The sequence below is a fragment of the Nonomuraea sp. NPDC049269 genome (genome assembly GCF_043197155.1).
Lineage (GTDB): Bacteria > Actinomycetota > Actinomycetes > Streptosporangiales > Streptosporangiaceae > Nonomuraea.
In genome coordinates this window covers 1,627,042-1,646,395 of the sequence record NZ_JBICSO010000001.1, presented here as the reverse complement: position 1 = coordinate 1,646,395, position 19,354 = coordinate 1,627,042, and the positions used below count along the sequence as shown (strand labels likewise).

Annotated in this window: 15 protein-coding genes; 6 read left to right on the top strand and 9 right to left on the bottom strand. The window is 71.4% G+C overall.

Annotated features, from left to right (window positions below; genetic code table 11):
* Positions 1 to 39: 39 nt before the first annotated feature.
* Positions 40 to 690, bottom strand: coding sequence for a TetR/AcrR family transcriptional regulator (locus tag ACGFNP_RS07580; protein WP_393315958.1), 651 nt, complete (start codon positions 688 to 690; stop codon positions 40 to 42).
* Between the two features lie 94 nt (positions 691 to 784).
* On the opposite strand from ACGFNP_RS07580, the gene ACGFNP_RS07575 reads away from it, so the two are divergent.
* Entirely contained in the window at positions 785 to 2,263 is a 1,479-nt protein-coding gene (locus ACGFNP_RS07575; protein ID WP_393315955.1) for an FAD-dependent monooxygenase, read from the top strand.
* Here the strand turns inward: ACGFNP_RS07575 and ACGFNP_RS07570 are convergent.
* From ACGFNP_RS07570 to ACGFNP_RS07560, 3 genes are read right to left on the bottom strand one after another with little or no spacing between them, the layout of a single operon-like run.
* Positions 2,256 to 3,518 (bottom strand): M20/M25/M40 family metallo-hydrolase, encoded by a 1,263-nt coding sequence (locus ACGFNP_RS07570; protein ID WP_393315952.1) that lies wholly within the window; start codon positions 3,516 to 3,518, stop codon positions 2,256 to 2,258. The genes ACGFNP_RS07575 and ACGFNP_RS07570 overlap by 8 nt on opposite strands.
* Positions 3,515 to 5,389 (bottom strand): prolyl oligopeptidase family serine peptidase, encoded by a 1,875-nt coding sequence (locus tag ACGFNP_RS07565; protein WP_393315949.1) that lies wholly within the window; start codon positions 5,387 to 5,389, stop codon positions 3,515 to 3,517. The genes ACGFNP_RS07570 and ACGFNP_RS07565 overlap by 4 nt, the downstream gene beginning before the upstream one ends.
* Before the next feature lie 3 nt (positions 5,390 to 5,392).
* A complete protein-coding gene (locus ACGFNP_RS07560; protein WP_393315946.1) occupies positions 5,393 to 6,445 on the bottom strand; it encodes a C39 family peptidase in 1,053 nt (350 codons plus the stop codon).
* An 83-nt stretch (positions 6,446 to 6,528) separates the two neighbouring features.
* Here ACGFNP_RS07560 and ACGFNP_RS07555 point away from each other — a divergent pair, with 83 nt between their 5' ends.
* Positions 6,529 to 7,995 carry an SWIM zinc finger family protein gene (locus ACGFNP_RS07555; RefSeq protein ID WP_393315943.1) on the top strand — a complete coding sequence of 489 codons (1,467 nt, stop codon included), beginning with the start codon at positions 6,529 to 6,531 and terminating at the stop codon, positions 7,993 to 7,995.
* Positions 7,992 to 10,685: a DUF6493 family protein gene (locus tag ACGFNP_RS07550; RefSeq protein WP_393315940.1), complete on the top strand. Its 2,694-nt coding sequence runs from the start codon at positions 7,992 to 7,994 to the stop codon at positions 10,683 to 10,685. The genes ACGFNP_RS07555 and ACGFNP_RS07550 overlap by 4 nt, the downstream gene beginning before the upstream one ends.
* 247 nt (positions 10,686 to 10,932) lie before the next feature.
* Here ACGFNP_RS07550 and ACGFNP_RS07545 read toward each other — a convergent pair whose 3' ends face one another.
* Entirely contained in the window at positions 10,933 to 12,042 is a 1,110-nt protein-coding gene (locus ACGFNP_RS07545) for a DUF5925 domain-containing protein (protein WP_358318829.1), read from the bottom strand.
* Positions 12,043 to 12,122: 80 nt separating this feature from the next.
* Positions 12,123 to 13,643, bottom strand: a complete 1,521-nt coding sequence (locus tag ACGFNP_RS07540; protein WP_393315937.1) for a serine/threonine-protein kinase — start codon at positions 13,641 to 13,643, stop codon at positions 12,123 to 12,125.
* A gap of 92 nt (positions 13,644 to 13,735) precedes the next feature.
* Between ACGFNP_RS07540 and ACGFNP_RS07535 the strand changes: the two genes are divergently transcribed.
* Entirely contained in the window at positions 13,736 to 15,601 is a 1,866-nt protein-coding gene (locus ACGFNP_RS07535) for a TrkA C-terminal domain-containing protein (RefSeq protein ID WP_358318831.1), read from the top strand.
* A gap of 414 nt (positions 15,602 to 16,015) precedes the next feature.
* Positions 16,016 to 17,317: a serine hydrolase domain-containing protein gene (locus ACGFNP_RS07530; RefSeq protein WP_393315934.1), complete on the top strand. Its 1,302-nt coding sequence runs from the start codon at positions 16,016 to 16,018 to the stop codon at positions 17,315 to 17,317.
* A gap of 64 nt (positions 17,318 to 17,381) precedes the next feature.
* On the opposite strand, the gene ACGFNP_RS07525 is transcribed toward ACGFNP_RS07530, so the two are convergent.
* Positions 17,382 to 17,714: a helix-turn-helix domain-containing protein gene (locus ACGFNP_RS07525; protein ID WP_358318833.1), complete on the bottom strand. Its 333-nt coding sequence runs from the start codon at positions 17,712 to 17,714 to the stop codon at positions 17,382 to 17,384.
* Positions 17,715 to 17,954: 240 nt separating this feature from the next.
* Between ACGFNP_RS07525 and ACGFNP_RS07520 the strand changes: the two genes are divergently transcribed.
* Positions 17,955 to 18,317 (top strand): STAS domain-containing protein, encoded by a 363-nt coding sequence (locus tag ACGFNP_RS07520; RefSeq protein ID WP_358318834.1) that lies wholly within the window; start codon positions 17,955 to 17,957, stop codon positions 18,315 to 18,317.
* On the opposite strand, the gene ACGFNP_RS07515 is transcribed toward ACGFNP_RS07520, so the two are convergent.
* Both ACGFNP_RS07515 and ACGFNP_RS07510 read right to left on the bottom strand, forming a co-directional pair.
* Positions 18,314 to 18,460: a hypothetical protein gene (locus ACGFNP_RS07515; protein ID WP_393315931.1), complete on the bottom strand. Its 147-nt coding sequence runs from the start codon at positions 18,458 to 18,460 to the stop codon at positions 18,314 to 18,316. The two genes, ACGFNP_RS07520 and ACGFNP_RS07515, sit on opposite strands and share 4 nt — an antisense overlap.
* Positions 18,461 to 18,479: 19 nt before the next feature.
* Positions 18,480 to 19,193, bottom strand: a complete 714-nt coding sequence (locus ACGFNP_RS07510) for an SDR family NAD(P)-dependent oxidoreductase (RefSeq protein WP_393315928.1) — start codon at positions 19,191 to 19,193, stop codon at positions 18,480 to 18,482.
* Positions 19,194 to 19,354 lie beyond the last annotated feature (161 nt).

Genomic DNA, 19,354 nt, shown 5'->3' with positions numbered 1-19,354 from the left:
CAGAGATCCTTCCGTTCGTGTTGTTATGTCTCCATAGTATCAGAACGGAATGCTTTGTTCCAGTCCTAGGATGAGCATGTCCAGGGCCTGTTCGAAGTCCTTGGCCGGACCGGTCGGCGGGATGTTCCGCAGCAGCCTGCTGAAATGGGGGAGCTGGGCCGGGTCCATCTCCCGGATGTAGACGCCGACCTCCTGCCGGCCCGCGTACTCGCTCAAGTCGCCGGTGAACCCTCCCGTGGACATCAGCAGCGACCCGAAGAGCAGGCCGTTCACCGCGCCGAGCGCGCGCCACACCCCCGCGTCGTCGAAACCGGCCTCGTACAGGGCGCCGACCAGGCTGTCGAGCGGAGTCAGCGCCCGTACGGAGGTCGGGTTCGCCTGGTCGGTCATCAGGGCTATCGGCACCACCGGGGTGCGGCCGAACACCTCGTACATGCTCAGCGCCATGGCCCGGAGTCGCTGCTGCCACGGTAGCGCAGGGTCGGGCGGCTCCACCTGGCTGAAGGCGCGCTCCGCCAGGCCGTTCAGGATGTCGGCCTTGTTGGAGACGTGGTTGTAGAGCGACATCGCCTCGACGCCGAGGGTCTTCGCCAGTCGCCGCATGGACAGCCCCTCAAGGCCCTCTTCCGCGGCCAATTGCAGGGCCGCGTCCAGGATCTTCTCCCTGTTCAGCGGCTCGCGCCGGGCCATGGTCGCTCCTCTTGCCGTAGCTCTCCGGTTGACAGAGCTTACGGTGTATGTTTCTACTTACGGCGTAAGCATACACCGTAAGTAGGGAGATGCCGTGGACGCGGACGTACTGATCGTCGGCGGTGGGCCGGTCGGCCTGCTGCTGGCCTGCGAGCTGAAGCTGGCGGGCGTGGATCCGCTGGTGCTGGAGGCGGCCACCGGCCGGGAACGGGTCACGCGCAGCCTCGGGATGCGCTCGCTCAACGGGCGCACCATGCACACGCTGGGGCTACGTGGTCTGGTGGAGCCGCTGGCCGAGGCGCAGTGGGCGCTGTTCGACGAGCTGGCGACCGATCGCGAGCCGACGGAGGGCGACATCGTCGCCGGACTCGTGAGCACCCTCCGGCAGGGCGTGAGCAGCGGGCACTTCAGCGGCCTGCCGCTGGTCGGCGAGCCCGGCAACAGGACCCCCGAGATACTCCTGCTCAAGCAGCACCAGCTGGAGCAGGTCCTGGCCGACCGCGCGGCCGAGCTCGGCGTCACGGTGCGGTCCGGGTGCAGGGTCGTCGAGCTCGCCGACGAGGGCGACGGCGTGGTGGCCACGCTCACGGACGGCGGGACCGTACGAGGCGGGTACCTGGTGGGGTGCGACGGCGGCCGGAGCTTCGTGCGCAAGCGGTCCGGCATCCCGTTCTCGGGCACGTCCGCGACCATGACCGGGCGCACCGCGCTGGCCGAGCTGGCCGACCCCGACGCGATCACCTCGTCCCTGCGCGGCCCCGGCGGCCTGGTGAACCTGTCGCTGGTGCCGGGGGAGATCGCCACCATCGAGTTCGACGGCGGTCCCGTCGAGCGGGACCTGCCGGTCACCGCGGAGGAGATGCAGGAGAGCATCCGGCGGGCCAGCGGCACGGACGCGGTCGTCACCAGGCTGGAGGCCGCCATCCGCTACAGCGACAACACCCGCCACGCCGAGACCTACCGCCGAGGCCGCATTCTGCTCGCCGGGGACGCGGCGCACGTCCACTCGCCGCTCGGCGGGCAGGGCCTCAACCTCGGCCTCCAGGACGCGGCGAACCTGGGTTGGAAACTCGCCCTGGTGGTCCGCGGCCAGGCGCCCGAGCGGCTCCTGGACACCTACACCACCGAACGGCACCCGGTTGCGGCCCGCGTCCTGCGCAACACCAGGGCCCAGGTCGCCCTGATGCGGCCGGGGCCGCAGGTCGACGCGCTGCGCGAGGTGCTGTCCGAGACGCTGGAGCTCCCCGAGGCCAAGCGGCACTTCATGGACATGGTCAACGGCACGGACATCGACTACGCGCCGGACGCGTCGCGTCCGCTGGCCGGGCGGTTCATGCCGGACTGGGAGATCGAGGGCGCCGGCTGGATCAGGGAACTGCTGGTGGACGGCCGCGGCCTGCTGACGGGTTCGCCCGAAACCCGCGCGGCCGCCAAGGGCCGTGAAGACCACCTCCGCGTGCTTGACGGCGCGCCGGATCAAGCCGACCTGCTGGTACGCCCGGACGGCTACGTCGCCTGGGCCGGTGGGGACGGCCTCGCCGAGGCGCTCGACACCTGGTTCGGCCCTAGGTGAGCAGCCGGGTCAGCACGCGGGTGCCGAACTCCAGCCCCTCCACCGGCACCCGCTCGTCCTTCCCGTGGAACATCCCGAAGTAGTCCAGATCCGGCCGGAGCATGAGCGGCGCGAAGCCGTATCCCTTGATGCCGATGCCGGCGAACGACTTGGCGTCGGTGCCGCCGCTCATGACGTACGGCACCGGCCGGGCGAGCGGGTCCTCGGCCACGAGCGCGCCGGCGAGCGAGTCGAAGAACGGCGAGGGGAACGGCGCGGCCGGCGCGTCCTCCAGATTGACGAACTCCCTGGTGATCTTCGGCCCGAGCAGCTCGTCCATGGTCGACAGGAACTCCTCCTGGAGCCCCGGCAGGTAGCGGCCGTCCACGTGCGCGTGGGCCGTGGACGGCACGACGTTGACCTTGTAGCCCGCGTCGAGCATCGTCGGGTTGGCCGAGTTGCGGATCTGCGCCCTGAACAGGTGGCCGAGCGGCCCCAGCCGGGCCGCCTCCTCGTCGAGGCGGTCGAGGTCGATGGACCGGCCGGTGATCTCCGACAGGCTATGGAGCAGCGCCGCGACCGACGGCGTCAGGCGTACCGGCCACTGGTGGGCGGCCACCCGCGACAGGGCGTGCACCAGCGTCGCGACCGGGTTGTCCACCGCGGGCCTGGAGCCGTGGCCGGCCACGCCGTGGGCGGTGAGCTTCATCCAGGCCGTGCCGCGCTCGCCCACGGCGATCGGGTAGACGCGGTGGTCGCCGTCGGCGACGCTGAAACCGCCCGACTCGCTGATCGCCTCCGTCACGCCGTCGAACAGCTCCCGGTGCTCGGTGACGGCGTGCCGCGAGCCGTAGTCGCCCGTCGCCTCCTCGTCCGCCAGGAACGCCAGCACCAGGTCGCGCTTGGGACGCAGACCGTTCGCCGCCATGCCGAGCACGGTCGAGAGCGTCATCGCGCACGACCCCTTCATGTCGACCGCGCCTCTGCCGTAGACGCAGCCGTCGGTGATCTCACCCGAGAACGGGTGCATCCGCCACTCGGCCGGGTCGGCGGGCACCACGTCGAGATGGCCGTGGATGAGCAGCGCGTCGCGGGAGTCGCCGTCGATCCTGGCGACCACGGTCGTCCGCTTCGGCGCCGACTCGAACACCACCGGCTCCAGACCGGCGTCGGCCAGCAACGTGGCCACGTACTCGGCCGCCGGGCGCTCGCCTGACCCCGGGTTGGTGGTGTCGAACCTGATCAGGTCCGAGCAGATCTCGCCGACGCTCTTCACGGCCGTCCCTTCAGCTCAAGCGGTGCCACCTCGGGCGTCTCGAACCCGAAGATCAATCCGTAGAAGGCCAGCTCAGCCTCCAGGACCGCCACGATAGTCTCCTCCCGGCGCCAGCCGTGCTGCTCACCGGCGAAGGTGAGCAGGGCCCACTGCTTGCCGTGCCGGTCCAGCTCGGCGACGAACCGCTCGGCCTGGCCCACGTCCACGATCGCGTCCTCCAGGCCGTGCAGCATCAGGCACGGCCCGGAGGCCCGCGCGGCGTGCAGCAGCGGCGAGCGGTCGGTGTAGCGCTGCCGGGTCTCGGGCAGCGGCCCGATCAGGCCGTCGAGGTAGCGCGACTCGAAGTCGTGCGTCTCGGCCGCCCAGCTCTCCGGGTCGGTGATCGCGTAGTGCGCGACGCCGCCCGCGAACACGTCGCTGTGCACCAGCGCCGCGACCGTGGTCCAGCCACCGGCGCTGCCGCCGCGGATCGCGATCCTGGCCGCGTCGGCGCGGCCCAGCTCGACCAGCCCGCGCGCCACCCTGGCGCAGTCGTCCACGTCGACCACGCCCCACTCGTGCCGCAGCCGCTCGCGGTAGGCACGGCCATAGCCGGTGGAGCCGCCGTAGTTCACCTCGGCCACGCCAAGGCCCCGGCTGGTGAAGTAGGCGACCTCCAGGTCGAGCGTCATCGTGTAGGTGCCGGTGGGCCCGCCGTGCGCGAAGATCACGTACGGCGCGGGGCCCTCGACGCCGGTCGGGTGGTACAGGTGCGCGTGCACGCCCTCGATCGTGACCGTCTCGGGAGTCGGCAGCAGCGCCCGGTCGGGCAGCGGCTTCGGCGCCGACACCGTCTCGTGCGCGCCGCTGTCGAGGTCGACCACGGTCACTTCCGCCGGCGTGTACGGCGTGGCGGACACCGACACGGCCTTGCCCTCGGCGGCCGAGATCGTCGGAGCCCAGTACGTCGCCTCGCCGCCGAGCTCGCGCAGGTCGCCGCGCTCCGGGTCCAGGACGCTCAGGAGGCGGCGGCCGGCGGTGCCGTGCACGAGCACCAGGCGGTCGCCGGCGATCGCGAAGAAGGTGCTGCCGGGCTTCCAGGGCGCGGCGCCGACCTCGGACTCCATCGGGGTGAGGTTGCGGGCGCCAGAGCCGTCGCGGGCGATGAGGTGGATGTTCCACCAGCCGGTGGGGTCGGTGACCGCGTACAGGGTGTGCTCGTCACGCCATTCCGCCTGGATGACGGACTCCGCCGGGCCGCCCGCGATCACCTGGTACGGTCCGGCGGCGCCGTCCTGGTCGAGAGGGGCGACGCACAGTTCGGTGCCGTCCCAGGGCATGTTCGGGTGGTCCCAGCCGATCCAGGCGACATATCCGCCGCCGGGGGAGATGCGGGGGTTCATCAGGAAATGTTGGGCTTTGGTGATCACGCGGAGCGGGCCGCCGCCGAGGGGCACCGCGACCAGGTCGCGCACGTCGTCCTGCTCGCGCACGGCCCACACCTCGTCCCGCCCGGGCGGCAGGTAGAGATCGGCGTAGCGCGCCGACCCCTCAGGCGTGAGCGCCACGGGCTCACCAGCCATCTCGCTCATGGATGGGCTGTCCAGGCGGTAGACGCGCTGGTCAGTCCAGTTGGTGAAGACCAGGCCGCCGCCGGGCAGCGGGCGCCAGGACCGGCCGCCGTACTCGACCACGCGGTTGCGCGCGTTCCACCCCTGGGGCAGGGCGTCGACCCGCGAGCCGTCCGGCAGGCGGCGCACCACGCAGCGCCGGCCGCCCTCATGCGGGCGCGGCTCGTCCCACCAGACCTCCAGCCCGGCGGGCGTGGCGACGGCCTCCACCCACTGGGGTCCGCCATCCGTACGGGCCACATCGATCGGTCGAATGCTCATATGTCACCAATTGCCGAGGGAAGGGGGCAAGGAATGCTCGGGCGGGTGGATGACGTACACGATGCCGCCGCTGCCCGAGCTCCTGAGCCAGACGTTCTCGAACGCGGCCCGCGGATAGACCCGGCGCACGTCGGCGTCGCTCGGCGCGGCCGGGTCGTTGACGACGACGTCGCCCTCGGCGGTGACACCGGTGACGACCAGGATGTGCCCGCCCGAGGAGTAGCCGGACCCCGGCAGCTCGTGCGCCTTGAACGCCAGCGACACGATCACCGGGATCCCCACCCGGACGAACAGGTCCAGCTCGGCCGCCGACCGCAGCCTGGTCACGAACCCGGCCAGCCCGAAACGGCCCGCGTAGGCCACGTTGAACGGCCAGTTGCCGGTGCCCTGGTAGCTGTGGTCGAACGTGCCGCGCGCGGCGTGGTCGACCACGGGACTCGGGTCGCCGGCCACCACCCAGGCCAGCTCCTCAGGACCGGGACCGCGGCCCCAGAAGCCGACGACCATCGCCACCGAGGCGGGGCTGCACCAGTTGGCGCCCCCGCCGTCCAGCTCCGGATGGTGACCGGCGTGGGTGTACTGGGAGTGCCGGGGCACCACCAGTTCGACGGCCTCGGCTTTACCGGGACGGCTCAGGACGGGCGGACGCTGGGAGAGGGCGGAGGCCATCACGCCCAGGCAGTCCACGCGGGCGCCCGCTCCGTGGTGCGTGACCCGCACCCGGTAGGCCGTGACCGGCCGCCGCGCCACGAACGTGTCGACCGCCACGTCGCCGTCCTCGTCGCCCTGGCCGGGAATCGAGGTGCGGACCTCGCCGTGCTCGGCCCAGCGGCCCATGACGTACCACTTCGACAGCTCGCCCGTCGATACCCTGACCTGCAGCTCCACCTCGATCCACGTGCCGGGCGGGGTCAGCGCCGTCCACGAGGGGACGAGCTGGGTGGCGGTGAAGCCGATCCGGTGTTCCGGGCTGGTCCATGACGTCAAAGGGGTGGCCGGCATGGCGAAGCGGGCGAAGGCGACGCGAGCCAGGTCCACGGTGAGCACCGAACACATTGTGGTTTCGCACCGGTTGTCGCGCATCGGATGGTTTACGTACTGCGGTGATCTTGTCGGTGGTGATCTCTAATGTTCCGGCCATGACTCAAGCAGTGCAGGCGTATTCCTACGCCGGACCCTCCCTGCTCGCCGACGGCAGACTCGGTCTCTCGACGTCCGGTGGGACGGCGTTATCCGGTCCCCAGACCCATCCCCGATTCTTCAGCGGCCTGCTCACCCAGGCGGCGCCGGCCGCCGCGGGCCTGCTGGCCGTGGCCGACGTGGCGCTCACCCGCTACCACCAGCCCCGCCCCGGCTGGACCCGCGACCCGGTGGTGACCTGCGACGGGGACCGGCTCAGGTTCGAGTCGTTCTCCGCCTGCGGCGGCGTCTACGCCCGGCTCGACGTGCTCGCCCTCGACGGCGACGTGCTCGACCGCGGCACCACGAACGTCGACGTCAACGGCCCGCTCCGCGAGGCGCTGGCCAGGGTGGGCGGCCGGGACCCGCTCCACCTGGGCGTCGGGCCCGACGAGATGGCGGTGACCACGCTCGACGGCGCGGTCGTGGAGAAGAAGGTGCCGCTGCCGTCACGCTGGCTGCGCGGCTTCGCCGAGGTGCAGGTGATCGCGGCCGCCTTCGACCTGCGGGCCGAGCTGCGCGGACCGCAGGCCGTACGCTTCCTGCGCTCGCTGCCGAAGCGGGCGAACGCGACCGTCTGGGCGGTCCCCGCGGGCCGCGACCTGCGGGTGGCGACCGCGCCCGCGCCCGGCGGCGTCTGCCTGTCCGGGGCCGGCCGGGTCGCCACGCTGATGCCGCTGCTCAGGTTCGCCAAGGCACTGCGCGTGTACGGCCCGGCGGGCGGCGCCGGGCACCAGACGAGTGGCCCGGCAGGCGGCGCCGAGCATCAGGCGAGCGCCTGGGAGCTGGAGCTGCCCGGCATGCGCTACACGCTGGCGATCTCGCCGCAGCCGTGGCGCGGCTTCTCCGGAGAGGGCGCGGTGCTCGACGACCTGGCCACCGACGAGGCCGCCGAGGACGCCGACGTGGTGGGGATGCTGCTCAACTTCGAGCCCGCCGTGGAGCTCGGGCTGCTGGCCGACCGCTCGGGCCTGCCCCCGTCGCGGGTACGCGCCGCGCTGACCCAGCTCGGCACGTCCGGGCGCGTCGGCTACGACCTGCACGAGGCCGCCCACTTCCACCGCGAGCTCCCCTACGACCGGGACCAGGTCGCCGAGCTCAACCCGCGCCTCACCGCCGCCCGCGCGCTGGCCGGCTCCGGCGCGGTGCGCCTCGACGGCGACACGGCCGAGGTGACGACCGACGGCGGCGTACGGCTGGTGCGCCTCGCCGAGGGGTCCTGCACCTGCCCGTGGTGGTTCGACCATGCCGGGTCGCGCGGGCCGTGCAAGCACGTACTCGCCGCCCGGATCGCCGCCCGGACCCGTGCCGAGGCCGAGTCCGCCGCCCGTGCCGGGGCCGAGTCCGCCGCCCGTGCCGGGGCCGAGTCCGCCGCCCGTGCCGGGGCCGAGTCCGCCGCCCGTGCCGGGGCCGAGGCTGAGGCGTGAGCGCTTGGGAGGCCGTCGAGGAAGCCATCGCCACCCGCGATCCGGCGAAGGCCGCGGAGATCGTGCTCGGGCTCGACGACCAGGGCAGGAAGGAGGTGGCCGCCCGGCTGCCCGGCCACCTCCCCGTGGCCCGGCGGCTCCAGCGCACGGACAGAGGCGACGGGACCTGGCAGTCGGACGATGACTGGATCGCGCCGATGCGGGTGGCCGGGGCGGGCACCATCGGCGGCGCTGCCGCCGTCGTCGCCTGGCTCAACCGTCGCGAGTTCGCGGACCGGTGGGCCAGGCCGGACGAGCTCGAGTCGCTGCGCCGCGTGGTCGCCATCCGGCCCCCGGAATGGCAGGCCGACCTGGCGGTCCGCGCGGCGCGGCGGCTCAAGAGCCTGCGCCCGAATACCGAGCAGGGCGGCCGGCTGGCGCTTCTGCTGCTCTGCCAGAGCGGCGCGGTCCCGCCCGCGCACGATCCGCTCGTGGTGGCCTGGGTCGGCGAATGGCCCGGGCGATTGCGCGAGGATCCGCTCCGCGACCACCTGCTGCCGCTGATCTTCGAGGCGGAAGGCGTGGGCAGGGCGCTGCAAGGAGAACAGGCCGCGCCACTCCAGCCCGGCACCTGGCTGGAGTCACTGGCGGTGCTCCAGAGCGAGGGCACGATCGACCGGGGGCTGCTGATCGACGGCTGCCTCCGCCGTTTCCTGCGCGGCGGCTCGGCCGGTGACCTGCGCTTCTTCGTCCGTCTGCACGAACTCGTCGAACCCACCTACACCGAGGTAGCCTCACGGGCCCGCGACTACCTGCGGCTGCTGCCCGCCGCGCCGGGCGTGGTCGCCGAGCTGGCGCTGCGGCACCTGCGCCGCTTCGACGCCCTCGATCCCGCCGACGTGGCCGAGGCCCTGCAGGCGCTGCTGTTCAGGCCCGAGCGGAAGCTGGTGTCCGTCGGACTGACCTGGCTCGACCAGGCCGCCCGCGACGCCGATGACAATGCCGACGAGTACGCCCTGGCCCTGGCGTACGCTTTCGCCTGCGAGTCCCCCGACATCCAGGTGCGGGCCGCACGGCTGGCGCTCAAGCACGGCGCGCGGTTCACCCTCGCGGGCGCGGAGGTCATCCGTGACGCGCTCGGGCTGCTGCCGCCGGACCTCGGCGAACAGCTCGTCACCGTGTTCGGCGGTGAGGTGGCGGCCGACGAGGACGACGACTTCGTGCCCGTGCCGCTGCCCGAGTCTCCTTCGCTGGACGCCGGCTTTCCGCTGATCGAGGACATCCGGGAGCTGGGCGTCTTCCCCGACCGCGAGGACTGGCAGGGTGCCGAACGCTGGCTGGCGGCGTTCGTCCGGTTCTGCGCCGACGACCGTGACCTGCTCCGCTCGGTACTGGCGCGCGGGACGAGCTGGCCGACGCGCCTGGACGTGCAGCCGGAGTGGCGCTACCTCGACCAATGGTCCGAGGCGATGGCCAGGCAGATCGTCACCCCCGAGATCCGGTTCGGCCCGCCGCCCTCGCTGTCCTCGTCGGTGCCGTCACCGTCACCGTCGTCGTCGCGGTTGCCGTCATTGTCGTCGCGGTTGCCGTTGCCCGCGAGGGTGTCGCCGCAGCACCTGTTCCTGCTGCGGCGGTGGGCCGAGGTCCACGCCGCGCTGCGGGCGGGCACGCTGCCGCCGTACCTGCTGGCCACCCCGACGAGCGGCACCTGGCACCTGGATCCCGGCGTGCTGGTCGACCGGCTCGAAGGTTACGAACGTACCGGTGCCAAGGCCATGGACACCGACCTGTGGCAGGCGCTCCTGCGGCTGCCCCGATCGATCGCGCCCGAGGTGGCGGCGCGTGCGGGCGGGCTGACGTCCGGGGCGGGCGGCACGGCGGCGCGTTGGATGAGCGACCGGCCCTCGCCGGTGACCGCCGTCGGGTGGACGCGCGACATCACGCCCTACGCCGGCGACCGCGAGCCCTCCGGCGGGGAGCATCCCGACCTCGTGCCCAGGATCGACCTCCGGCACGGCGAGTCCGGTCTGCCGCTCGACCTCTCGTCTGGCGGGGCCGGTCCGCTCCGTGACCTGTTCTCCGACCCGGACCGGCATCGGTGGGACGGCCACAGCGTCTACATGCCGTGGTGGCCCGCCGTGCTGCCGTCGGACCGGGAGGTGGTGGCGCTGCACTGCCTGCCGTTCCTGCTCTACCAGTGGAACGCGCTCGGGGTGGAGTCCGGCATCCTGCGGGCGCTGGTTCGGGCGGACGGGGTGGCGGGGGAGGGGGTGGCGTTGCTCTTGGCGTACTTCCTGGTCGAGCGAGACTCCCGGCTGGGCGGGACTCAGCCCAACGCGGGGGTCCGGGCGCTGGTCGGGATGGCCGAGCGTGGCGACCTGCCCGCCGCCGAGGTGGGGCGGCAGCTCGCGCTGCTGCTGCGCAGGGCCTGGTTCAAGCTGGGCGCGGTGGTCGAGTCGCTGGAGAGCGCGGCTCGGCACGGGGCGCACGTGGAGGTGTGGGAGGTGGTGGCCGGGTTCCTGGCCGTCTACCTGCCGGGGCCGGGGGAGAGTCCGCGGACCGCCCACACGCAGGCGCTCGGTTTCGCCGTACGGGTGGCGGCATGGGCGGGGGCCAGGGGCGAGCTGCCGTGCGTCGCGGAGATCGCGCGGCGCAAGGGGAGCAGCGGCTTCGTCCGTGAGGCGCGCCGCCTGCACGCTCGGCTCAGCTGATCTGCCTGTACGCCTGGCTCAGCTGATCCGCTTGCACGTCAGGCTCGGCCGATCCCTTGCCCGCTCGGCTCGCCTGATCCGCTTGTCCGCCCGGCTCATTGAGTGGGTCCGCCGGCCGGGGCACGTCGCCTTGACCGGCTTCCGCCCGGCGGGCCGCTGCCCAGCCGGCGGCTCGGCGGTCCGAGGTGCCGGCCGGTGAGGCGGTGGAGTCCGTCAGTGGTGCCGGCCGGTGAGGCGGTGTGGTCGGTCAGAGGTACAGGCCGGTGGACTCGCCCTCGGTGGGCGGCGGGATCGTGCGGCCCGAGCGGAGCGCGTACAGCTCCGCCAGCGTCGCCCCCGACGGCCCGACACCCTGTGACGAGCCGAGCCAGCGGACCGCCTCGTCCCTGGTCAGCGCGCCGATCTCGAGCTGGGCCAGGCATCGGCCAGGCCGGACGACGGCGGGGTGCAGCCGGGTCAGGTCCTCGTTCGTGGTGATCGCCACCAGCACGTCACGGCCCTGCCCCAGCAGGCCGTCGGTGAGGTTCAGTAGCCGTGACAGCCCCTGACCCGTCTGGGCCTTGGCGGACGAGCTGATCAGCTCGTCGCAGTCCTCCAGTACGAGCAGCCGCCACCGCTGCTTGTCCTCATCGGTGTCGTAGCCGACCGCCACCTCCATCAGGTAGCCCGGCTCGTTGAACAGGCGCTCCGGATCGAGTACGCAGTCGACCTGGCACCAGTCCTGCCACTGCTTGGCCAGCGACCGCAGAAGCGTGGTCTTGCCGGTGCCCGGCGGGCCGTGCAGCAGGATGAGGCGCCCGCCGATGTCGGCCGGGGTGACCGTCATCAGGCCGTCGAGCGACCGGCGCACCCGGGCGGAGTAGTTGCCGCTGATCTCGTCCCACGGCGAGGCGGTGATCGGCTTCTCGGAGCGGGTGCCGCCGTGCGCGCCGCGCCACCAGAAGCCCATCTCGACGTGGTCGGTGTCGGGCTCCGGCTCCTCGGCGCCGTCGGTGCACTCCTTCAGCACGGACCGGGCCAGCTCGTCGCTGACGGCCGTGACGCTGACGGTCGCGGTGCGGTTGCGGTGCCGGATGATCCGCAAGGTCCAGCCTTCGCCGCAGATCAGGCGCGACTCGGAACCGTCCTGCACCTGCGCGGTGCGGACGATCCGGCCCTGCTCGGGACGGAGCGCGGCGTCGGGGCGTACGCGCTCCAGGTTGGCCAGGCGGGACCAGGGCTGCACCCCGGTCGCGAACGGCGACAGCGCCAGAGCGTCGATGACGTCGATGGCGGAGTCGGCGTCGTCGATCCAGATGTTCATCGGAAGCTCGGGGGAGTCCGGACTGGGGAACGGAACCTCCTTAATCACAGACATAACAGTAATGATCCCGGTTCGCGGCCCGGTCTGTCGACGGGATTTGCGCAATTCCGGAGGTATTGCTGGCGCTCCGGGTGTCAGCTCCGGCTGAGCTCTCCGGTTTCCTCCACCAAGCCGAGGCCCGGTACGTCGCGCCAGAGGTAGGTGAGCTTGTCGCCGATGAGGGTGAGCGAGACCGTGCCCGGGATGCAACCGCCGGTTTCGGGCTGGAGGGTGAAGGTCAGCCGTGTACCGGCCACTTTGGTCAGTGTGATCTTGCCGGTGCAGCTGTCGCTGCTGTCCTTCTCCTCCCACCGGGCGCTGGACCGGCCGCTCGTCAGCTTGATCGTGTTGGTGGCGCCGTCGGCGTCGATCGGGTTCGTGGAGGTGGTGCGGCCGGACCACGTGCCGGCGAACGCGGCGGGGATCTTCAGCGAGCCGCTTTGAGACTTCTGCTCCGTGGTGGTCGCCGGGCCCGTGGTGGGTGTCGGATCGGTGGTGGGTGTCGGATCGGTGGTGGCGTGGGTTGGTTCGGTCGCCTGGTCGGCGGTCTTCCCGGCGGTGGTGCGCGCGCTTGGCGTGTGGCTGGTGGACGTCTGGGCTCCGGTGCCGGTCGGGGCGCGGTTGATCCAGAGGAGGGTGCCTGCCGCGGCGCCCAGGGCGAGCACGGCCGCCAGCACGCCGATCAGCAGGCCACGCGAGCGGTTACGCGTGGAGACGTCGGTGGTGAGCGCCGCGGCTCGCGGCCCCGTATGCTCCGCGGCGCCCGTATGGGGGACGCCGCCCGGCGCTCCGGCGGGGCGGCCCGGCGAAGGGGCAGGCGGTGTCGAGGTGGGGTTGACCAGGGAGACCATCAGGTCCCGGGCCGTGGGCCGGTGCGCGGGGTCCTTCGACAGGCACGACGCCAGCAGCCCCCGCAGCCGGGGCGGCAGCTCCGACAGGTCCGGGTTGGCGTGCAGGACCCGGTGCAGCACCGCGGGCACCGTGTCCGCGCCGAACGGACTGCGGCCCGTCGCCGCGAACACCATCGTCGCCGCCCACGCGAACACGTCCGACGCGGGGGTGGCGGGCGAGCCGGCGATCTGCTCGGGCGCCAGATAGGCGGGCGTCCCGATCAGCCCCGACGTCATCGTCGCCGCGCCCTCCGCCCTGGCGATGCCGAAGTCCACCACCCGGGGGCCGTCGGGGCCGAGCAGGACGTTGGCCGGCTTGAAGTCCCGGTGCACGACGCCCGCCGCGTGGATGGCCGCGAGGGCCGTGGCGGTGCCCACCACCAGGCGTTCCAGCTCGCCGCCGCGCAACGGGCCGCGTTCGCGAGCCCGGTCGGCCAGCGACAGTCCCTCCACGAACTCGCTCACCACGTAGGGCCGCGGCCCCTCGATCGAGACGTCCAGCACGCGCGCCGTACAGAAGGAGGCGATGCTCTCCAGCGCGTCGAGCTCCCGCGCCAGCCGCGCGCGGGTCTCCTCGTCGCCGGTGCTGAGCAGCTTGATCGCGACCGCCTCGCCGTCGCGGGAGTGCGCCAGATAGACGACGCCCTGCCCGCCCTTACCGAGCCGCCCGGCGAGGCGGTACGCACCGAGCGATAGGGGATCGTCCGGGGCCAGGGGGGTCGCCATGGCGGCTACGTTACCGCTCACCATGCGTTGCGCCCGGTTGGGCCGGTACCTTGTCTCCTTGGTCAACTGACACCAACGTGGAGGTATTCGGAGTGGCGAGGGTGACGTTCCGCGAGCGGGCGCGGTATTGGTTCGACAACACCATGTCGAGGGGCACGGTCTCACTGATCGGCTGGCTGGCCGTGGTGTCGTTCGGGCTCATCGCGGTGGTCGCCGGGCTCACACTCTGGCTGGCCCCGGAGGAGCCCGACGGGGTCGGCGGCCCGGGCCAGGTGCTGTGGATCGCGCTCATGCACGCGCTCACCCCGAGCAAAGTGGCCAGCGACAAGGGGTCGGTCGCCTATATGGCGGTGATGTTCGCCGGGTCGCTCGGCGGCATCTTCATCGTCAGCATGCTCGTCGGCCTGCTGTCCAACGGCCTCAAGCAGAAGGTCGACCGGCTGCGCAGGGGCCGCTCCCGCATCGTCGAGTCCGGGCACACGGTGGTGCTCGGCTGGTCGGACCAGGTGTTCACGATCGTCGCCGAGCTGGTCAAGGCACACGCCAGCCAGCCGGGCTCGATCATCGCCGTACTGGCCGAACACGACAAGCTGGCCATGGAGGAGGACATCCGCGAGCACATCGGCGACCTGGGCAAGACCCGCCTGGTCTGCCGCACGGGACGTCCCACCGAGTCGCGTGACCTCAACCTGATGAACCTGGCCGCCGCCAGGTCCGTGGTCGTGCTCTCCCCGGAGGGCGAGGACCCCGACGCGCACGTCATCAAGATCCTGCTCGCCCTGGCCAAGCGCCCGGGAATCCGCCCGCCGGTCGTCGCCGCCATCGCCGCCAGCCGCAACATCGCCGCCGCCCGCCTGGCCGGCGGCAAGGACGTGCACCTGGTCGACTCCGACGACACCGCCGCCCGGCTCATCGTCCAGTCGTCGCGCCAGTCGGGCATGTCCGTCGTCTGCATGGACCTGCTGAACTTCGACGGCGGCGAGATCTACCTGCGCTCCGGAACGGAACTCGCGGGCAGCACGTACGGCGAGGCGCTGCACGCCTACGAGACGGCCACCGTCATCGGGCTACGCAGACCCACCGGAGTCGTGCTGAACCCACCCATGGACACCGTCATCGAAGCCGGCGACCAGGTCGTCGTCATCGCGCACGACGACTCCGCCATCCGGCTCGCCACCGGCACGCCCGCCCTCGACGAGACCGCGATCGCCGTCGCCGACAGCCCCCAGGCCGAACCCGAGCGCACGCTGCTGCTCAACTGGAACGGCCGGGCCGGCCAGATCGTCCACTACCTCGACGCCTACGTCGCTCCCGGCTCCGTCCTGGAGATCGCCGCCGACCACCCCAAGGCCGGGTCCGGCCTGTCGGACCTGGCGAACCTCACCGTGAACGTCAAGGAGTGCGACACCACGGACCGGTACGCGCTCGAGTCGCTCGGCGTCGGCCTCTTCCAGCACGTCATCGTCCTGTCGGACGACCGCTACAAGCCGCACCACGCCGACACCCGCACGCTCATGACGCTGCTGCAACTCCGCGACATGCAGAGCGCGCTGGGCGAGCACTACTCGATCGTCAGCGAGATGCACGACGAGAACAACCGCGCGCTCGCGGAGGTGACGGAGGCCGACGACATCGTGATCAGCGACACGGTGATCGGCCTCCTGCTGGCCCAGCTCGCGGAGAACCGCCACCTGGCGGACGTGTTCGGCTACCTGTTCGACTCGCACGGGTCGGAGATCTATCCGCGCCCCGCCGGGTCCTACGTCGCGTCGGGTACGCGGGTCACGTTCTCGACGGTCATCGAAGCGGCGCGCCGCCGGGGGGAGACCGCCATCGGGTACCGCAACACCTCGGCCATCAACATCCCGCCGCACTACGGCATCGTCCTCAACCCACCGAAGTCCGAGCCCATCGTCTTGAACCGGCAGGACGCGGTCATCGTCCTGGCCGAACGCTGAACAGTTCCGGGAAAACCACGTAGGCGTCGCAGCGCGGGCCGTAACGGCGGGACGTGGCACCCGGTTCAGCGGCCGTCTCCCTGGACAGACGCCCGCCCGCTGCGGCGGGTGGGGGCAGGTTGGCTGTGCCGTACAGGAAGGGAGAGCTTGCCGAAGGCAGGCGGATAACGACGCGGACTCCCACCCCGGACGGTGACCCACCCCGGACGGTGGACCTCCGCCCCGGACGGTGGACCCCCAAACCGGCGGGTGGACGCCCACGCGCGAGGTCCCTTGGCCGGGGCGGGACGGGCTTCGGTCGGGTGGTTTGGCGATGTGGGCGCCTCTGTCATCGGTTTCGCATGATTGGTGTCATCCCGAGCCGGTGACAATGCCGACTGACGCTGTTGGCGCTCCTGGATCAGGCTGATGGCTATGATTTCTCGCCATCCCAGACAGATCGACAAGTTACCTGCGGCGGCGCGCCGCACGAAGCGGGTCATGGCCGCGGTGACCGCGCTGGTCGTGGCAGGGGTTCTGGCCACGCCCGGCACAGCCTCGGCGGCGCCCGATCCGGGGCTCGACCGGCAGGCACTCCGGCAGTCCCTCGATGCCGTCCACCAGGCCGGGATGTTCGGCATCTACTCCGGCGTACGCGACGGAGACAAGACGTGGCAGGGAGCGGCGGGCGTCGCCGACGTGGTGACCCGCCGGCCGGTGCGACCCGACATGGTCCACCGGATCGGCAGCATCACCAAGACCTTCACCTCGGTGGCGATTCTCCAGCAGGTGGCGCGCGGCGCCATCGAGCTGGACGCGCCGGTGAACCGCTACCTGCCCGGCCTCATCCCCGGCGACCGTGGCCAGAAGACCACCGTACGGATGTTGCTCAACCACACCAGCGGCATCGGCGACTACATCGCGGGTGCGTTCCCCTCGCTGCTGGAGGGCTCGGCCGCCAGCCTGGACGACAACCGGTTCCGTGAGATCGCCCCGGAAGAGCTGGTCAAGTTCGGTCTCGCCGCGCCGCCGACCGGGGAGCCGGGCACGACGCCCGGGTCCTACTCCAACACCAACTACGTGATCGCGGGCCTGCTGCTGGCGAAGGTGACCGGCGTCAGCGCCGAGCAGTACATCACCCGCAACGTGATCCGCAAGGCGGGCCTGCGGCACACCTCTTTCCCCCGCACGCCGCAGATCCCCGGACCGCATTCCAAGGCCTACGAGTCCCTGTTCGGCTGGATCGACCCGCCACGTGACTACAGCGTCTACAACATGTCGTGGGCGAGCACCGCGGGCGCGGTCGTGTCCACCATGGACGACCTCAACCGGTTCTACCGGGCGCTGTTGCGTGGCGAACTGATCGGCGACGCCCAGCTCACCGAGATGCGGAAGACGGTGCCGGTCCTGGCGGGCGGCGTGGCGATCGACTACGGCCTCGGGATCTACTCCATCGACCTGCCCTGCGGGCGGTTCTGGGGGCACGACGGTGGCGTGTTCGGCATGCTCACGCAGTCGCTGTCCAGCCCGGACGGCAAGCGGCAGCTGTCCTTCGGGCTCAACCTGGCCAAGTACCAGCACCTCGACGACAACGGAAACATCGAACCGAGCCCGATCGACTACGCCCTCGTGGATCATGTGCTGTTGGCGCTGTGCGGCCAGAGCGGCGCGAGGACGTCGCAGGCGTCGTCCCCGCTCGTCCTGTTCCCCACGGCGGGGCTGTCCGTCAAGCGTTGACAGGCACGACCCGGCCGCCGAGCGGAACCTCGCCCGGCGGCCGTAGGCAGCACCGCACTCCCGGTTATCGCGGGGGTGGACTGGTGTCGGGATCCGGCTGGTCGTGGCGGGTGACCATGTCGATCAGCAGCCGGATCGGCAGGCCGGCCTCGGTCGGATAGCGGAAGTGCTCATCAAGGTTGAGTTTGTAGTGGTTGCGTCGCCCGACCCGATCGCGGGTGAGGTAGCCGGCCTGATGCAGGTCGGTCACGATGCCCTGCACGGTGCGTTCGGTGATGCCGATGCCGTCGGCGATGTCGCGCATCCGCGCCTGCGGGTTGCGGGCGATCTCCAGCAGCACGCGGGCGTGATGGGTGAGGAATGTCCAGGCGGACGAACGGTCGTCGGATGCGCTCACGGGTCTCACCTTCTCCGCCCCCGGCGCGGTTGTCAGCGGCGGCGGGGCGGACCGAACCCTCTTTCAGGAGATCCTATACGGAAGTGCCTTTCCGGTAACCGCCTTCGGGGATTACAGTTTAGAAGAGAGGAAGGCATTCCGCCTGCACTCGGCAGACCCCCGGTCCAACCCCGAGAGGACGCCATGACCGTCGTGCCGCCGCCGGCCCGCTGAGCAGCTCGCCAAGCCACCATGCCGCCCTTGAGCCTGAACAGCCGGCGCCTGATCATCGGCACACTGACCACCGTGGCCGGTGAGGTGGACGCCACCAACGCCGCCCGGCTGGAGACCTACCTCGCCCAGCAGATCCGGCCCGGGGAGCCGCTGTTGCTCGACCTCAGCGGGCTCACCTTCCTGGACAGCTTGGGCCTGTACGTGCTGATACGCCTCAACGCGGCACTGCGCGAACAAGGCGGAGCGCTCCATCTGGCGGCGGTGCACGAGACACCGGCCCGCCTCCTGAAGCTCACCGGCGTGTGGATGACCCTGAACATCCACGCGGGCGTGCAGCAGGCCATCACCAGCACGCAGGGCGAGCGGTTCCACCCGCAGGAGCCTGCTTAGTCGAGTTCGGACACCTGGTAATGGTTGATCTGATTGAGGCCGGGCGACTCCACCACCAGCATGGACAAGTACATCGATCGAGTCGGCTGGTCGGTGAAGGTGAAGGTGAAGGTGAAGTCGACGTCGCGCGTCGTGCTGTCCATCGAAACCTCCGGGCCGTGTTCAGTGTCCGGCGCTCTGGCCGCCGTCGACGTGCAGAATCTCGCCGGTGACGAACTGGGCCTGCTCCAGATAGACGATGGCCTCGACGACGTCGTCGATTTCCCCCATCCGCCCGATCGGGTGCAGGCCGTCGAGGGCTTCGTGCGTTTCGGGCGGGTGCATCGGGGTGCGGATGACGCCGAGTGCCACGGCGTTGGCCCGGATGCCACGGGTCGCGTACTCGATGGCCAGCGCCTTGGTCACCGCGCTCAGACCGCCCTTGGTCAGTGAGGCGAGTGCCGAGGGCACCTGGGAGTCGGCGTAGTCGGCCAGGGACGAGGATACGTTCACGAGGTGGCCGCCATTGCCGTGGGCGAGCATCGCGGCGACGGCGCTGCGCGAGATGTCGAAGAAGCCGTACAGATTGATGCCGGTCACGGCGTCGTAGTCCGCGTCCGTGTAGTCGGTGAACGGCTTGCCGATGAAGATCCCGGCGTTGTTCACCAGCGTGTCGATCCGGCCGAACCGGGCCAGTGCCCGCTCGACCACCTGGGCGCCGGTGCCCCGCCGAGCCAGATCGCCGGGCACGGCGAGTATCTCGGGGTCGTCGGACGGGTGGATGGAGCGGGAGTTCGCCACAACGGCGTAGCCGAGTTTGCGGTACGCGGTGACCACGGCCGCGCCGATGCCCTGGGAAGCTCCGGTGACGATGGCGACTTTCTTCGTGGAGTGCATGATGGAAATACGCCCTTTCGGAATCGAGATCGTGTCGTCTGGGGCCTGGTGGCCACTGTCCCGCGTTCGGCGGTCGGTCGAGCCAGGGAAAAGCCCTGGTCGTGCGCCGGTCGGACGCCAACGCGTGATCGTGTGCTCGCTTTGAGCAAACCTTTGTCGGG

Excerpts from the sequence above, each read along its gene's own strand:
- ACGFNP_RS07560 (WP_393315946.1), bottom strand. The coding sequence starts at position 6,445 with ATGTGTTCGGTGCTCACCGTGGACCTGGCTCGCGTCGCCTTCGCCCGC.
- ACGFNP_RS07545 (WP_358318829.1), bottom strand. The coding sequence starts at position 12,042 with ATGTCTGTGATTAAGGAGGTTCCGTTCCCCAGTCCGGACTCCCCCGAG.
- ACGFNP_RS07515 (WP_393315931.1), bottom strand. The coding sequence starts at position 18,460 with ATGGACAGCACGACGCGCGACGTCGACTTCACCTTCACCTTCACCTTC.
- ACGFNP_RS07510 (WP_393315928.1), bottom strand. The coding sequence starts at position 19,193 with ATGCACTCCACGAAGAAAGTCGCCATCGTCACCGGAGCTTCCCAGGGC.
- ACGFNP_RS07540 (WP_393315937.1), bottom strand. The coding sequence starts at position 13,643 with ATGGCGACCCCCCTGGCCCCGGACGATCCCCTATCGCTCGGTGCGTAC.
- ACGFNP_RS07580 (WP_393315958.1), bottom strand. The coding sequence starts at position 690 with ATGGCCCGGCGCGAGCCGCTGAACAGGGAGAAGATCCTGGACGCGGCC.
- ACGFNP_RS07530 (WP_393315934.1), top strand. The coding sequence starts at position 16,016 with ATGATTTCTCGCCATCCCAGACAGATCGACAAGTTACCTGCGGCGGCG.
- ACGFNP_RS07565 (WP_393315949.1), bottom strand. The coding sequence starts at position 5,389 with ATGAGCATTCGACCGATCGATGTGGCCCGTACGGATGGCGGACCCCAG.
- ACGFNP_RS07555 (WP_393315943.1), top strand. The coding sequence starts at position 6,529 with ATGACTCAAGCAGTGCAGGCGTATTCCTACGCCGGACCCTCCCTGCTC.